Genomic DNA, 15,392 nt, shown 5'->3' with positions numbered 1-15,392 from the left:
TGAATAAATAGAACAGCGGTTCACCTTTCAATACAATGCAAAAAGCAGTGCGATTTTTTTGGAATCCACTGCTTTTTTGCATTTGTGTATATATAATTTTTTTAGTGTAAGTACTTTGAAATGGAGCGAGTTAACATTACCCAACGGCTTTTTCGTTTATTTTATCTTTCTGTTTTTGTTTCCGTAAGCTTGTAATGTAAATGAACAGGAAAGCAATAAGTAATAGAGAGGAATAACGATATACAGTTGCATAGTTGGTAAAGTGTGCAATGAATCCAAAAATAATCGCTCCAGCACCAATTCCAAGATCAAATGCTGAGAAGAATGTAGCTGTTGCTACTCCTCTCCGGTGCGGTGCTACTCGGTCGATCATCCATGCTTGTAGTGCTGGTTGAATTGCTCCGAAACCACTGCCGTAGCATGCTGCGGCAATAATTAAACTCGGAATTGTAGTTGTATACGACAGCAAGATAATACCTGTAAACGTAATAATAACTCCTGGAATGATGACAAATGTATGGCCTTTCGTATCATATAATCTTCCAGAAAACGGACGAGTTACAGCGATTGCAAGTGCGTTAAATAAAAAGAAGAGACTAATATCAGCAATCCCGACTTCCGTAGCAAATAATGTGATAAAGCTCCCAATTCCCCCGTACATTAACGTAATACATAATATTAATAATGAAGGTAGTAAAGCTTTACGCTCAATAAACCCATCGAGAAAGGTACCAGATGTTTGCTGTGGTGGTTGCGGCGATTTTTTGATTTGAAGTAGTTTCGTTAATATTAATGAAACTATTGTGCATGAAAGTGCACATAAAAAAAGAATCGTGAAGTTATATGCTTGCATAAGCCAAAGTCCAATAAGCGGACCGAGCGCCATGGCAATAGTTCCAGAAAGACCGAAATACCCCATGCCTTCACCGCGGCGAGCTTGCGGAATTAAATCTGAAACGACAGTTCCGTATGTAGTCGTTGTAATACCAAAACCAGCTCCGTGTAAAATTCGAACGGCAAGCAATAGGAAAACGGTTGAAGCGAAAAGATAACTGCCCATAGCGAGTAAACAAATAGCGGTACCGATCATTAAAATGATTTTTTTGTTGAATTTTTGCAAGGCATTTCCAGTTAGCGGCCTAATAAAAAGTGCTGCAACGGTAAACATGCCGACAACGAATCCGATATTTGAACTTGTGCCCCCAATTTCTTTCACATAAACAGGTAAAGTTGGAATTAACATTTGAAATCCTAAAAACATACATAAGTTTGCTAGAATTAGCGCAATAAACTCTTTTGTCCATAACGGTTCTCGTTTTACGAGTACTGCCTCTCCCATATATTCATCCCCTATATAAATTTTTTCCTGCTATTTGCGGGCAGTAAAACTCCCACCTTAAAATCCGGCTGGAGCAAAGAAGTTAGGTGGGAGTCGGGCTGCCCGTAAACGCCCGATTGGTGAAGGCTAATAATCAGTGGGGGATGAACAAAACCCCCACTGATTAAAGTTTCACTTTATCTCTGTTCTTTCGAGTATATGTAGTGGTCAACGTAACAGTCAAGGAAGGTGCCTTGAAAACGTATAACAATTTTCAAGGCGAAAAAACTGACAAATTTGTGGAAAGACTACACAATTTTGAAAAAAAGATGTAAAGTATAGATGTATAGACTAGTAGTTGTTATGAATGATAGAAATTGTTTTTTCTTTAAAGAAAGCGGATTCAAATGGTAGTGGATGAGAAGGGGATACATACTTTTTCACTACATATATTTGAAAAGGTTTACAATATGATGAAGAAAGAGGCGTGTACATATGAGACGATTAGGTATTTCTATTTATCCAGAACATTCGACAGTAGAGGAAGATAAAGAGTATGTAACATTAGCAAGTAAATACGGATTTACACGTGTATTCACATGTTTATTATCTGTAGATGGCGAAAAAGAGACGATTATAGAAGAGTTTAAGGAAACGATCTCTCATGCGAATGCGTTAGGGTTTCAAGTATTAGTTGATATTAGTCCATCTGTTTTTGAACAACTAGGTATTTCGTATAATGATTTATCGTTCTTCCATGAACTAGGTGCTTATGGTATTCGTTTAGATGTCGGTTTCTCAGGTTTAGAAGAATCAATTATGACGTACAATCCATACGGCTTAAAAATTGAAATTAATATGAGTAACGGTACGAAGTATGTAGATAACATTATGAGCCATAGACCAAATCGTGAAAATTTAATTGGCTGTCATAATTTCTATCCACATCGTTATTCAGGATTATCATACGATCATTTCATTAAATGCTCGAAACAATTTAAAGATTACGGTATGAGAACCGCTGCTTTTATTTCATCATTCGATGCAACATATGGGCCTTGGCCAGTAACGGAAGGCTTATGTACGTTAGAGCAGCATCGTGAATTACCGATGACAACACAGGCGAAGCATTTATTTGCGACAGAATTAATTGATGATGTTATTATTGCGAACGCTTATGCTTCAGAAGAAGAATTACAAGCACTAGGTGCATTAAATAAAGAGAAACAAACATTTGATATAGGACTATATGATACAACAACAGAATTAGAGAGAATTATTGTGTTAGACGAACCGCATTTTTATCGCGGAGATGTATCTGAATATATGATTCGTTCTACACAGAGTCGTGTGAAATATAAAAAAGAAGAGTTCAAACCGCATAATACGCGCGAAATTAAGCGCGGGGATCTTTTAATTGATAATGAACAGTATGGTCAATATAAAGGTGAATTGCAAATTGCTTTAAAAGATATGGTGAATACAGGAAAAACAAATGTAGTTGGCCGAGTGGTAGAGGAAGAAACCTTCTTATTAGATTATTTACAAGCTTGGGATAAGTTTGGATTTACATTAAAGAAATAGAGAAAATGAAAAAGGAAAAAACTACTGACTTCAGCAGCTTTTTCCTTTTTATATATAGAGCGAGAGGAAGAGCTATGACAAAAGTGCATCAGCGATTAATTTCCATTTTAGAGGAGTTTTTAGAAGAGAAATCGATGTTAAATCGAGCTTTTTTAGCGAGCCGTTTACATGTATCAACGAAGACGATTCAAAAGGATATAAAATTATTAAATGATATATTGGAAGAACACGGAGCGAAAATTGAATCACAAAGGGGAAATGGGTACGAACTAGAAATTATACAAACTAAGAAGTTTGAAGATTTTTGCTTAAATGTATTTCAAAAACAGACGGAAAAGATTCCAACTTCTTATGAAGAAAGAGTAGCTTATATTTTACAACGTATTTTAACGACAGATGGGTATATGAAGCTTTCACAGCTAGCGGAAGAGATTTATGTGAGCAAATCTACTGTAAACTTAATTATGAAAGATGTTACGGATATTTGTAGTCGCTATGAGTTACAAATTGAAAAAAGACCATATTATGGTATACGTATTGTGGGAGAAGAATTTAATATTCGTTCTTGTTTATCACAATATGGTTTACCGCGGTATGACCATACTCCGTTTCATGAGAACTATGAGCAGACGGACACGTATTTATCGTTACCCCATATTTCTCTCATCCGCTCAGTTATACTAAAGTATATCGAGGGAGGAACGATATATTTATCAGATATAGAAATTGATAATTTATCAATTCATATTGCGATTGCTTTAAAGAGATGCAGGGATGATCATTACATTCAAGTACTGCATGTAGAGGAATCTGAACTTATAATAAAGAAAGAATATAAAATTGCGAAACAGATTTTAGGGAATTTAGGGGAAGAGCTAAAACTTCAATTTCCAGAAGAAGAAATTTTATATGTGACGATGCATTTATTAAGTACTGCTGTTACAGCAAGAGATCGCTATGAAAATGTGGAAGAGCTATTAGGGAAAGACGTATATGCATTCATGCAGCATATTCTTTTCAAAGTGGCGGAAGAACGGAATCTTACTTTTTATTATGATGAAGAATTATTATTTGGGTTTGGTGTTCATTTAAAAACGTTATTAAATCGTTTGAAATATAAATTAAATACGAGAAATCCTCTTTTGGCAGAAGTGAAAAAAAATTATCCATATGCTTTTGAAATTGCAGTTCTCGTTGGAGATATAATTGGTGAATATACGGGTGAATCCATTCCAGAGAGTGAAATTGGTTATATTGCCATTCACTTTGGAGGGGCGATGAGCCGTTTACAAGAAAATAATCAAAAGAAAAGATGTTTATTAGTTTGTGCGACTGGCCAAGGGAGTGCACAGCTACTGAAATATAAAATTCTATCACAGTTCCGAGATAAATTAGAGATTGTAGGTATTACAGGCTATTATCAATTGAAGGTAGAAGACCTTTATAAAGATAAAATAGATTGTATTATTAGTACGATTCATATACCGAGTGGTTTGCCTGTGCCAGTTATAAAAGTGAACTCAATATTTGATGATAAAGAGATTAAATCGATTGGTCAGCAGTTATTTACGCATGTGGATAATAGTGTGAAGCAATATATTAAGGAAGATTTGATCTTCTTAAATCGTAGTGCTTCTACGAAAGAAGAGGTTATCCAGTTTTTATGTGAGAAAGCTGCTGCGAAAAATTATGTACCCGCAAACTTTTATGCTTCTGTTATGGAGAGAGAGAACACATCTCCTACAGCGGTTGGGAATTTAGTTGCGATTCCACACCCGATGCAGTTATTAAGTGAGCAAACATTTTTGATGTTTTGTACACTTGAAAAGGCTGTTGACTGGGGAGATAAGAAAGTACAAGTCATTATTTTATTTAGTGTGAAGCGCAATAATAATGAAGATTTACAAAAGCTTTATGATTTTTTATATGATATTATGTCTAGCCAGAATACGATAGAGAAATTAACTCAGGCTGAAGTAATTGAAGATTTCCAAGAGATATTATTATCTTTATAAGAAAAGTATATAAAAACTTCCGTTACATAACGGAAGTTTTTTATGTTTAATTGTATGCGTTTTCATAATAAGATAAGAATATAGAAAAAACATAGCTTGGAGGAATTTTAAATGACTGATATGCAAACTCCATTTGCATTAATTTTACATGGTGGCAACGCTAGAAGCGCGGCACTTGAAGCGATCGCTTTTGCAAGACAAGGAGATTTTGAGAATGCGAGTGAAAAGATGGAACTTGCTAGTGAGGAAATATCATCCGCTCATCGTATTCAAACGGATTTAATTCAAGAGGAAGCAAGAGGAAACCATGCAGAAATAAGTTTATTATTAGTGCATGCACAAGATCATTTAATGAATGCCATTACAGTGAAAGAACTTGCTGAGGAATTTATTACTCTTCATAAACGAGTGGAAGAGAAAGTGACAGTATAATATGTACATTTTATTATGTTGTGCAGCAGGCATGTCAACGAGTATGGTTGTAAGAAAAATGCAAGAAGAGGCAAAGAAACAAGGGAAGGATTATAAAATTAAAGCAGTCGATTCGGAACTTGTGAAACTGGAAATAAAAAATGCTGATGTTGTTTTAATTGGACCACAGGTGAAGTATTTGTTTCCAGCGGTAGAGTTTCTTGCGAAGTCATATGATATACCAGTTGCAATTATAGAACAACGAGATTATGGCATGTGTGATGGTTTGAAAGTACTTAAGCAAGCTGAACAGTTAGTTTTAGCGTAATTATATTTTTTTAAATATAAACATTATAATGTTATAACTTTTGTTTTCGACAGATTGAACATAGGGAGGGTTATCGATGAATGGTTTTATGAGTTTTATGGAACAGAAGATTATGCCGACAACGCAAAAGATTGCGGGGCAACGACATTTATTAGCAATTCGGAATGGAGTTATTTCTACATTACCGTTAACGATTGTCGGGTCATTTTTCGTTATCTTTTTAAATTTACCAATTGATGCATATATGGAGTGGATTGCACCGTTTCGCCATATTTTAGATATTCCATTCCGATTTACAGTAGGTTTAATGGCTTTATACGCAGCATTTGGGGTAGGGGCCTCACTCGCGAACTTTTATCAGCTCAATCAGTTAAGTGCAGGATTATTATCTGTACTCGCCTTTTTACTAGCATCAGTTGAACCAATTCAAATAACAAAAGCTGTACCAGGTGTTATTGATGCAGGAAGATATATTTCAGTAGGGACATTAAGTGCTACGTCTTTATTTGGAGCTATTGTGACAGCATTAATTGCAGTTGAAATTTATCATTTCATGATTAAGCATAATATCTCGATTAAATTACCAGATAGTGTACCACCAGCAGTTGCAAATTCATTTGCAGCATTAATTCCAACTTTAGTAGTTATTCTTTTATTCTGGGGCATTCGTTACGGTTTGAAATTTGATGTGAATACAACAATTACATATTTAATCGCACCACTAAAATCAGTATTAGTAGGAAATAATTTATTCGGCGGTTTATTAACAGTATTCTTAATCGTGTTCTTCTGGTCATTCGGTATACATGGCCCAGCGATTTTAGGACCAATCATTCGTCCGATGTGGGATTCAGCAATTCTTGAAAATATGGAAGTTTTCACGGCTACAGGAAATGCACATCAATTACCAAACTTATTTACAGAGCAATTTATTCAATGGTTCGTATGGATTGGTGGATCAGGCTCAACTTTAGCTTTAGTAATTATGTTTATGTTCTCTAAATCTAAGTTCCTAAAAGAGTTAGGTAGATTATCATTTGTACCAGGTTTATTCAATATTAACGAACCAATTATTTTCGGGGCACCAATTGTAATGAACCCGATCTTAATTATTCCATTCGTTATTACACCGTTAGTTACAACGACAGTATCATATTTCGCAGTTGTTTCAGGTATGATTCCGCTCATGATGGCGAAGCTGCCATTTACGATGTTAGCGCCAATTGCAGCTATTATTAGTACGGACTGGACAATTATGGCTGGTGTACTTGTACTTGTTAACTTTGTTATCTCATTCGTTATTTACTACCCATTCTTCAAAATGTATGAGAAACAACAATTAGCAGGAGAGGAGAAATCAGAATGCTCGGAGCAATTATCATCTTAATTACATTCGTAGCGGGGCAGTGCATTGCGCATTATTCAAAGTGGGTACAAAGTAAATCGTTATTAGTTTTACTACTTGTGTCGATATTGTTTATCGGATGTTCAATGGGAGCTTATGTAGCATTTAGCTTACAATCACCATTCTTTATCATCGTACCAACGATTTTATGTGCAACATGTTTATCTGCAAAATATAGATTTACGAGTATGGCATTAATACAACGTGTGAAGGAGATGCAAAAGCATGGAGCGTAAATTAGGAATTTCACTTTATCCAGAGCATTCAACGAAAGAAAAAGATATGGCATACATTTCAGCAGCGGCACGTCACGGTTTTTCAAGAATATTCACTTGTTTACTATCTGTTAATCGTCCGAAAGAGGAAATTGTAGCTGAATTTAAAGAAATTATTGCGCATGCAAAAGAGTACAATATGGAAGTTATTTTAGATGTAGCTCCGGCTGTATTCGATCAACTTAGTATTAGTTATAGTGATCTATCATTCTTTGCAGAGTTAGGTGCAGATGGAATTCGTTTAGATGTAGGGTTTGACGGGTTAACAGAAGCGAAAATGACGAATAATCCATATGGCTTAAAAATTGAGCTGAATGTAAGTAATGATATTGCCTATTTAGAAAATATCCTTTCGCATCAAGCGAATAAATCAGCTTTAATTGGTTGTCACAATTTTTATCCGCAAAAATTCACTGGTCTTCCGTATGATTATTTCATTCGCTGTAGTGAACGCTTCAAAAAGCATGGTATTCGCAGTGCAGCCTTTATTACATCGCATGCAGCTGACATCGGTCCATGGGATATTAATGATGGATTATGTACATTAGAACAACATCGTAATTTACCAATTGAAGTACAAGCGAAACATTTATGGGCAACAGGGCTTATTGATGATGTTATTATCGGAAATGCTTATGCGAGCGAAGAAGAATTAGAGAAACTAGGAAACTTAAATCGTTACATGTTACAGCTGAAAGTACAATTTGTAGACGAATCGACTGAAGTAGAGAAGAGAGCGACACTGCAAGAATTACACGTAAGACGCGGCGACATAACAGAATATATGGTACGTTCTACAGAAGTACGTAAAAAGTATAAAGACGATGATTTCCCAATGCGAGAAAGTGTACCGCAGGAAAGAGGCCAAGTTGTAATTGGTAATAACTCATTCGGAAAGTATAAAGGTGAACTGCAAATCATTCTAAAAGAAATGCCGATAGATGAACGGAAAAATATTGTCGGTACAATTGCTGAAGAAGAACTGTTTTTACTAGATTATGTAGGGGCTTGGACGCAGTTTACTTGTGTGGAATAGGGAAGACAAGGAGGGGGATGCTATGGCATCCTCTTTTTTCTGTTGAAATAGTAGTCTATCGTATATAGAATTCAAAGGGATAGATTTAACTTGGACGGGAGAGAAGGAGAAAGAATGTAAGAGTCATAAAAAAGAGTCAGCCTCAACGTTGAGACTGACTCTTTTTTATATAGTAATTAGTTTAAAACTTTTACTGTAACTGTTTTACGTCCCCAGTTACTTGATGTACCTTTATCTGGCATTAAAACGTCAATTTTATTTCCTTTAATAGCTCCACCAGTATCACCAGCGATTGCTACTCCGTAACCTTCAACCCATACTTTTGAACCTAATGGAATGACACTTGGATCAACTGCAATAAGTTTCATGTTTGGATTAGCTGTTAAGTTATGGCCTAAAGCTGATTTTACTTGGTCGCCTGCTTTATAACCATTTTCAAGTGGATCTGCTGTGTAAGCTGTTGCTTCAACTCTTAATTCACGAGAAGAAGATGGTGCACTTGTTTCAGTTTCTTTCGCAACAGGTTGTTGTGTAGCTGGTTTTTGAGCTTTAGCCGCTTCACGAGCTTTAGCTGCCTCTTGAGCTTTAGCTTCTTTACGAGCTTCAGCTGCTGCCTCTTGAGCCTTAGCTGCTTCACGAGCTTCAGCATCTGCCTGAGCTTTAGCCGCTTCACGAGCTTTAGCTGCTTCTTGAGCTTTAGCCGCTGCTTGAGCTTCAGCTGCTTCCTGAGCTTTAGCTGCTTCACGAGCTTTAGCTGCTTCTTGAGCTTTAGCTTCTGCCTGAGCTTCAGCATCTGCCTGAGCTTTAGTTTCTGCTTGAGCCTTAGCTGCTTCACGAGCTTTAGCTGCTTCCTGAGCTTTAACTTCTGCTTGAGCTTCAGCTGCTTCACGAGCTTTAGTTGCTTCTTGAGCTTTAGCTTTTGCTTGAGTTTCAGCTACTTCTCCAGCTTTAACTGCTTCACGAACTTTAGCTGTGTCTTGAACTTTAATTGCTTTTTCAACTTTAACTGCTGGTTGAACTTTAACTGGTGCTTTACCTGTTAAGTAAGGAACATGAACATAAGCTGTTTTTCCGTTATATTCAAATTGAATCCAGTCATTTTGCACTTCGTGTGTTGTTTCGATTACATCATCTTGTTTCAACTTACCAAGAATTTCTGAGTCTGTGTTTGCACCAGCACGTACGTTTAATACGTTTGCTGTTACGTAGTAAGTATCTTTTGTGTAGTCAGCGCTTATGAAAGCCTCTTTACCACTATTTAATTTAACTTTTGACCATCCGTTTTCTGTATGTAAAACGTTAACTTTATATCCATCTAATAACTTTCCGACAACTTGTGATTCAGTAGTTGGGTTTTCTCGTACATTTAGTACATCAGTCGTTACGATTGTTTCTGCTTTAGCAGATGTTGTGAAAATCCCAAGACCAAAAACCGCTGCTGTTGCTATACCCATAAATTTTTTCATAATAGCCTCCATTGCATTTGTTTTCGTTGACCTCATTATAGCAACCATTATTTTCTTATTTGCGGAAAACACAAAACTACAAAGCATTCGTAACGAGGCATTAATATTCTGTAATAATTCCATTAATATCCTGATAGCGTTTTCTTCTCGTTTTTTAGGGGATTAGAACATAGTATTCATAAAATCAATACTATTTTAATTACTAATAGATTAATAATGTTTCAGTAGAATTACGCTGGTATTTCTGTAACGTTACGAAATAGGGGTATTTAACTGTTTAAATTGCAATTTAGTTATAAAAATATAATTTTTTTGTGTGTGAAGTCATATATATAGGGTTAATTTTAATGAAATAGAGATATAATTGTTACAAAATAAGTTGTAGTATGGAAAAAATTACGCCTTGAATTTGTTCTTTTACATATTATTTTTGCAATAATAGGATTGCTTGATGGCTTTCGCAAGAAATGAAAGTTTAAATGATAAAAAGATATTCGTAACATGAAACATATATAATAGAAGAAACATGATTTAAAGGGACGATATCGTTATGAATTGGTTCACGAATTGCAGTAGAATTATATAATAGAAGCTAGAGGTTCTTATTTGTGTCAAAACGTCGATAAAATTACATTTGCCTTCAATCAAATAAAAAACGTAGGAGTGTAAACTCCTACGTTTTTATTTACTCATATCGTAAACATTCAATTGGATCAAGTTTAGCAGCTTTGTTTGCTGGTAGTAAACCGAATGCAATACCGATTAGCATTGAGATACCTACTGAAAGAAGTCCAAGTTCTTTTGAGATAACGAGTGGCCATCCGGCAAAGATTGAGACGATCCAAGCGAAGAAAATACCAAGCATGAATCCGATGAAACCACCGAGTCCTGTTAAAATACAAGATTCAATTAAGAATTGCGTTAATACTTTACCGCGCGTTGCACCAAGTGCTTTACGAATACCAATCTCACGTGTACGTTCTGTTACAGATACAAGCATGATATTCATTACACCGATACCACCAACAAGTAAGGAGATAGCAGCGATACCACCGAATACCATTTTCATCATACCGATTGATTCATCTAGTTGCTTCGTAAATTCACCCATATCTTGAGCTTCGAATTTATGCTCAAATTTAGGAGCTTTCATTTCGTTTAGAACAGAAGCGGCTTGTTTTTCTACACTTTTACGTTCTGCTGGCGAAGTTAATATTAATCTTACAGAGTCATACTCAGTTACTCCTGAGATTACAGGAGCGTTTTCAAGTGATGTATAGCCTTCTGACATCGCCATTCCGAAATCATTTTTCGTTTCATACACACCGACTACTTTATATGGCTTTCCTTTTATGTCAGTGTATAAATTTGATTCCCAGCCGTTAAATAATTTATTGAAAGCTTCTTCATTTAAAATAACAGCAGGGATTGCTTGCTTTAATTCACTATCATTTAATTCACGACCGTGAACTAATTTTATTTTCGCATCTGTCATGAAGGCGCCTGTTCCACCTTTTAAATCAAGAGAGACATCCTTTGAACCAGAAGATGCTTTTACTTTCATACTTACATCTGGATAAACATCTTTAACGCCTGGTACAGTTTGAAGACGTTTTAGCATATCAGGTGTGATTTTGGCACTATCAGTTCCATAATCAGGGTTGTTGTAGTAAATCGTTACTTCAGTATCTTTTCCTTGGCCTAACTCTTTTTTAAACTTTGCGTTTGTACCATCACCCATTGAAATGATAGTAATAATGGCACTAATACCAATAATAATACCTAACATCGTTAAGATAGAACGCATTTTATGAGCAAAGATAGAGGAAAGGGCCATGCGTATATTTTCACTCGTGTTCAAAATTAACCTCTCCAATCTTGGACGATATTTCCGTCACGAATTACAATTTGGCGCGCTGCTGCTTCCCCGATTTCACGGTCATGGGTAATCATAATGATTGTTGAGCCTTGTTCGTTTAGTTCGTAAAAGAGGTCCATAATTTGTGTGCTTGTTTTCGTATCAAGTGCACCCGTCGGTTCATCTGCTAAGAGAAATTTCGGGTTATTTACGATTGCACGTGCGACTGCGACACGCTGCTTTTGTCCACCTGACAATTCATTTGGTAAGTGAGTAGCACGATCAGCTAAACCTACTTTTGTTAAAGCTGCTAGTGAACGTTCACGTCGCTCTTTTTTATCAACACCTGCATAAATAAGAGGTAATTCAACATTTTGTAGTGCTGTAAGTCTTGGTAGTAACATAAAGTTTTGGAATATGAATCCGATCTCTTTATTACGAACGTGTGCAAGTTCTGTCTCAGACATGTTTGAAATGTTTTGACCAGCTAGTTCGTACGTACCTGTCGTTGGTTTATCTAAGCAACCGATAATGTTCATTAATGTTGATTTACCAGAACCAGATGGTCCCATAATAGAAGTGAATTCTCCTTGGTTCAGTGTTACATCAATTCCATGTAATATTTGAACTGATTCTGCACCGTTTTGGAAGGATTTCGTGATGCTTTTTAAGTTAATCATTCAACGACAACCTCCATACCATCTTTTAAGTCTTTTTCAGGTTTAGAGATAATTTGCTCTCCTTTTTTCACTCCAGAAACTTTTGCTTCGCTATCTGTCTCGAATTCAACAGTAACCGCTTGTTCTTTCGCTTTACCATCTTTTACAACGAAGACAACATTTTTGTCACCTTTTTTCACAATACTGCTTTTCGGAACAATCGTACCAGTTGCTTCGCCAGATTTACTTGTTACGTAAACGTGGAAGCCGTTTTGTAATTCTTCACTATTATCTAATGTGACAGTGAATTGATAGTTAGAAACAGTTTTATTTTCGTCCATGCTCTTTAATGGTGTAGAACCGATTTCCGTTACTTTTCCTGTCCAAGTCTTACCAGCGACCGTTTTTGATGAAACAGTTACTTCTTGCCCAACTTTCATACTAGCAAGCTCGTATTCAGAAAGTTGACCTTTTACTTTAAATGGACCAGCGTGACGAAGAGTAATGCCACTCATACCTGTTTTTTCATCAGCAGTTTTCACGATATCATCAATTACGCCATCAACAGGGCTCGTTACAGAAAGTGTGTTTACTTTCTCTTTTGCTACTTTAATCATTTCATCAGCTTTTTCTACTTCAAACTTCTTCATTTCAAGTTGTGATTCTAATTGTTGCACTTCGATTTCCGATGCTTTTAATGCTTCCTGAGGAAGGCCTGCATTTTTATCTTTTTGTAATTTTTGTTTTGCTGCATTTAGTTGTTTGTTTAGTAAGTCAACTTCTTTGTTAGCAAGTTTCTTTTGCATTTCTGCTTCCGTTACACCTTGTTTAGCGGTAGGGTCATTATATTTAAACAGAAGCTGACCTTTTTTTACTTCATCACCTTTTTTAACAGCTAATTCATACGTACCTTTTGTTGGATCGAATGAAATTGTTTCAATTCCATTTGGAATAACTTCGCCGCCAAATTTTTGTGCATTTTCAATTTGTTTTTCCGTAACTTTATAACCGCCATATGCCATTGCTACTTCTGAACTACCGCCAGCTAAAGCAAAATATGATCCAGCTGCAATTCCGATTGCTACTACACTAGTAATTAACACTTTATTTTTCTTCTTCATCTATTTATCACCTTTTCGTTCGTTTTAGTATCTACATTAAGTATAGAAGAGGTGAAGAATCTGACAAATCGTTTTAGCTTACAATAACCTTACAGTTTTGTAAGGTATGGATATGCAAATGTAAGGTAGAGGTTGTCCTAGTGAAACTTATGCTTTAAGCAGATGAATTGACTCGTTGTTTCTTTCTTACAATAATATTGTATGAAGGAGAGGAGGAAGGAAGATGGAAGCTTATTTTAGTGCGTATCCATTAAAACCATTTATTCCATACTCAAGACAACATGCCATTATATTATTTATTGTGTTGGTGGGGATAATTTTTCTGTATCAATACCAAGATGTATTACGTCAAAGTGAGTGGAATATAACGGTTCGATATGCGATTGCATTTCTATTTGTAGGAAGTGAGATTGGACTTCATATGTGGGAATGGAAAGCGGGTATTTTTGAGCTAGGCACTTCATTACCATTTGAGTTATGTACGATAAGTTTATTGTTAGCATCGATTATGATTGTAACGAAAAGTTATAGAATATATGAGATTGTGTTTTTTACAGGAATTATCGGTGCATCACAAGCTATTTTAACGCCAAACTTGCAATACGCTTTTCCACATTTTCGCTTTATAGAATTCTTCATTGCACATGTATTACTCATTTGGGCACCGCTCTTTATGACGTGGGTAGAAGGATATAGACCGACCTTGCAATCGATTAAGCGTACGATGATATTTTTAAACATAGTAATTCCAATCGTTTCATTCGTGAATTATAAAACGGGCGGTAATTATATGTTTTTAGCTCATAAGCCAGAAACTGCTTCATTACTCGATATGCTAGGGCCGTATCCTTATTATATTATTTCATTAGAAATTGCAGCGCTTATTGGATGTTTCATTTTGTATATGCCGTTTGCGAAAAGAGAAGAGCATGTGCATAAAGAATCGCTAGGATCATAACCTAGCGATTTTTTTACGTTTAAAATATTTACAATTCAGAAAATTAAGAATAAAATTAGAGGGTAAATTATATATAGAGAGAAGGGAAAATGTGGTCAAAAAAGTTTTTCTGAATGGGATGGAAGTGACGATTCAATTTATTATTTCGATTTTGGGTATTATTTGTTTAGGGGCACTGCCGAAATTATTTTATGGATTTGAGCTGCATGTATCAAAGTACATAAAGAGTTTAAAAGAAGTATTTGCGAACTTAATGGATATCTCCAATTTGCAATATGTGAGAGATAAATTTTTATTTCCACAGTTGTTTGTCCATTATAAAGAAACGATTGTTATTTTTTTAGCTGCATTTTGCATTTCGTTATTTGTAGCATTTTGTATCGTTTATATGATTATGAGTAGTTCACCGCGTATACAACACCGAATTAAATCATTTCTCATCTTCCTAGAATCCATTCCAGACATTCTTCTTATTTTAGGATCACAAATTTTAGTTATATGGTTTTTTAAACAAACAGGTTTTTTACCTTTTCAAATTGCGTCAATCGGAGGCGAGTCGATTAGAGGATTGCCAATATTTTGTTTGAGTATACCGACTACGATTATGTTTGTAAAAATGTTAGTGCTTCGTTTTGAAAATGAGCTGGAAAAAGATTATGTACTATTTGCTAAGGCGAAAGGGCTGGATCGTTTTCATATTTTAAATCGTCATATTTTACGAAATGTGTTGCTTAGTACACTTTTCTTTGCGAAAACGAATGTTTTTTTTATGTTATCTAATTTATATATTATAGAATGGATTTTTAATACGGGTGGTATTTTTATGTTTTTGAAATCGTATGAGGGTATTAGGGTTGAGGTTTTCATCGTTAGTGTGCTGCTTATTTATATTCCGATTTTTATTTTATTCAAATTGTTTCATTATCTCATTCCAGCTGCGATGAAGGAGAGATTATAA

General features: G+C 35.5%; 14 protein-coding genes. 9 read left to right on the top strand and 5 right to left on the bottom strand.

The genetic code is table 11. The features are described 5' to 3' along the window. Positions 1-136: 136 nt before the first annotated feature. Positions 137-1,339: an MFS transporter gene (locus tag JTF23_RS17885; RefSeq protein ID WP_016103796.1), complete on the bottom strand. Its 1,203-nt coding sequence runs from the start codon at positions 1,337-1,339 to the stop codon at positions 137-139. A 474-nt stretch (positions 1,340-1,813) separates the two neighbouring features. Between JTF23_RS17885 and JTF23_RS17880 the strand changes: the two genes are divergently transcribed. From JTF23_RS17880 to JTF23_RS17850, 7 genes are all read left to right on the top strand, one after another. Beyond that, entirely contained in the window at positions 1,814-2,902 is a 1,089-nt protein-coding gene (locus JTF23_RS17880; RefSeq protein WP_204209318.1) for a DUF871 domain-containing protein, read from the top strand. 74 nt (positions 2,903-2,976) lie between these two features. Further along, positions 2,977-4,917, top strand: coding sequence for a BglG family transcription antiterminator (locus tag JTF23_RS17875; protein ID WP_204209317.1), 1,941 nt, complete (start codon positions 2,977-2,979; stop codon positions 4,915-4,917). A 111-nt stretch (positions 4,918-5,028) separates the two neighbouring features. Further along, positions 5,029-5,349 carry a PTS lactose/cellobiose transporter subunit IIA gene (locus JTF23_RS17870; protein WP_204209316.1) on the top strand — a complete coding sequence of 107 codons (321 nt, stop codon included), beginning with the start codon at positions 5,029-5,031 and terminating at the stop codon, positions 5,347-5,349. 1 nt (position 5,350) lies between these two features. Continuing rightward, positions 5,351-5,656, top strand: coding sequence for a PTS sugar transporter subunit IIB (locus JTF23_RS17865; RefSeq protein WP_002087440.1), 306 nt, complete (start codon positions 5,351-5,353; stop codon positions 5,654-5,656). A gap of 76 nt (positions 5,657-5,732) precedes the next feature. Next, the gene (locus JTF23_RS17860; protein ID WP_002201677.1) at positions 5,733-7,043 is read left to right on the top strand and encodes a PTS sugar transporter subunit IIC; all 1,311 of its coding nucleotides are present in this window, start codon (positions 5,733-5,735) and stop codon (positions 7,041-7,043) included. Continuing rightward, on the top strand, positions 7,019-7,297 hold the full coding sequence (locus JTF23_RS17855; protein WP_002150399.1) for a hypothetical protein: 279 nt from the start codon (positions 7,019-7,021) through the stop codon (positions 7,295-7,297). Before JTF23_RS17860 ends, JTF23_RS17855 begins: the two co-directional genes overlap by 25 nt. Further along, positions 7,287-8,372, top strand: coding sequence for a DUF871 domain-containing protein (locus tag JTF23_RS17850; RefSeq protein ID WP_204209315.1), 1,086 nt, complete (start codon positions 7,287-7,289; stop codon positions 8,370-8,372). The genes JTF23_RS17855 and JTF23_RS17850 overlap by 11 nt, the downstream gene beginning before the upstream one ends. Before the next feature lie 176 nt (positions 8,373-8,548). Here the strand turns inward: JTF23_RS17850 and entC are convergent, their stop codons facing one another. The 4 genes from entC to JTF23_RS17830 all read right to left on the bottom strand — a co-directional run bounded on the left by entC (position 8,549) and on the right by JTF23_RS17830 (position 13,476). Continuing rightward, a complete protein-coding gene (gene entC / locus JTF23_RS17845) occupies positions 8,549-9,961 on the bottom strand; it encodes a cell wall-binding protein EntC (protein WP_204209314.1) in 1,413 nt (470 codons plus the stop codon). A gap of 562 nt (positions 9,962-10,523) precedes the next feature. Continuing rightward, positions 10,524-11,675: an ABC transporter permease gene (locus JTF23_RS17840; RefSeq protein ID WP_418883982.1), complete on the bottom strand. Its 1,152-nt coding sequence runs from the start codon at positions 11,673-11,675 to the stop codon at positions 10,524-10,526. A gap of 26 nt (positions 11,676-11,701) precedes the next feature. Further along, the gene (locus JTF23_RS17835) at positions 11,702-12,376 is read right to left on the bottom strand and encodes an ABC transporter ATP-binding protein (RefSeq protein WP_016103803.1); all 675 of its coding nucleotides are present in this window, start codon (positions 12,374-12,376) and stop codon (positions 11,702-11,704) included. After that, positions 12,373-13,476 carry an efflux RND transporter periplasmic adaptor subunit gene (locus tag JTF23_RS17830; protein ID WP_204209313.1) on the bottom strand — a complete coding sequence of 368 codons (1,104 nt, stop codon included), beginning with the start codon at positions 13,474-13,476 and terminating at the stop codon, positions 12,373-12,375. The genes JTF23_RS17835 and JTF23_RS17830 overlap by 4 nt, the downstream gene beginning before the upstream one ends. Before the next feature lie 223 nt (positions 13,477-13,699). Between JTF23_RS17830 and JTF23_RS17825 the strand changes: the two genes are divergently transcribed. Further along, positions 13,700-14,434, top strand: a complete 735-nt coding sequence (locus JTF23_RS17825) for a YwaF family protein (protein WP_078174040.1) — start codon at positions 13,700-13,702, stop codon at positions 14,432-14,434. A gap of 91 nt (positions 14,435-14,525) precedes the next feature. Beyond that, on the top strand, positions 14,526-15,392 hold the full coding sequence (locus tag JTF23_RS17820) for an ABC transporter permease subunit (RefSeq protein WP_078174039.1): 867 nt from the start codon (positions 14,526-14,528) through the stop codon (positions 15,390-15,392).

It is taken from the genome of Bacillus sp. RIT 809 (assembly GCF_016892495.1).
Lineage (GTDB): Bacteria > Bacillota > Bacilli > Bacillales > Bacillaceae_G > Bacillus_A > Bacillus_A cereus_U.
Note: the sequence above shows the minus strand (reverse complement) of the source record. Positions and strands in the feature narration are given on the sequence as shown.

What these genes read in the sequence shown, in the direction of transcription:
- JTF23_RS17865 (WP_002087440.1), top strand. Translation starts at nt 5,351, where the DNA reads ATGTACATTTTATTATGTTGTGCAGCAGGCATGTCAACGAGTATGGTT.
- JTF23_RS17835 (WP_016103803.1), bottom strand. Translation starts at nt 12,376, where the DNA reads ATGATTAACTTAAAAAGCATCACGAAATCCTTCCAAAACGGTGCAGAA.
- entC (WP_204209314.1), bottom strand. Translation starts at nt 9,961, where the DNA reads ATGGAATTATTACAGAATATTAATGCCTCGTTACGAATGCTTTGTAGT.
- JTF23_RS17880 (WP_204209318.1), top strand. Translation starts at nt 1,814, where the DNA reads ATGAGACGATTAGGTATTTCTATTTATCCAGAACATTCGACAGTAGAG.
- JTF23_RS17830 (WP_204209313.1), bottom strand. Translation starts at nt 13,476, where the DNA reads ATGAAGAAGAAAAATAAAGTGTTAATTACTAGTGTAGTAGCAATCGGA.
- JTF23_RS17840 (WP_418883982.1), bottom strand. Translation starts at nt 11,675, where the DNA reads ATGGCCCTTTCCTCTATCTTTGCTCATAAAATGCGTTCTATCTTAACG.
- JTF23_RS17870 (WP_204209316.1), top strand. Translation starts at nt 5,029, where the DNA reads ATGACTGATATGCAAACTCCATTTGCATTAATTTTACATGGTGGCAAC.
- JTF23_RS17885 (WP_016103796.1), bottom strand. Translation starts at nt 1,339, where the DNA reads ATGGGAGAGGCAGTACTCGTAAAACGAGAACCGTTATGGACAAAAGAG.
- JTF23_RS17825 (WP_078174040.1), top strand. Translation starts at nt 13,700, where the DNA reads ATGGAAGCTTATTTTAGTGCGTATCCATTAAAACCATTTATTCCATAC.
- JTF23_RS17860 (WP_002201677.1), top strand. Translation starts at nt 5,733, where the DNA reads ATGAATGGTTTTATGAGTTTTATGGAACAGAAGATTATGCCGACAACG.
- JTF23_RS17855 (WP_002150399.1), top strand. Translation starts at nt 7,019, where the DNA reads ATGCTCGGAGCAATTATCATCTTAATTACATTCGTAGCGGGGCAGTGC.
- JTF23_RS17850 (WP_204209315.1), top strand. Translation starts at nt 7,287, where the DNA reads ATGGAGCGTAAATTAGGAATTTCACTTTATCCAGAGCATTCAACGAAA.
- JTF23_RS17875 (WP_204209317.1), top strand. Translation starts at nt 2,977, where the DNA reads ATGACAAAAGTGCATCAGCGATTAATTTCCATTTTAGAGGAGTTTTTA.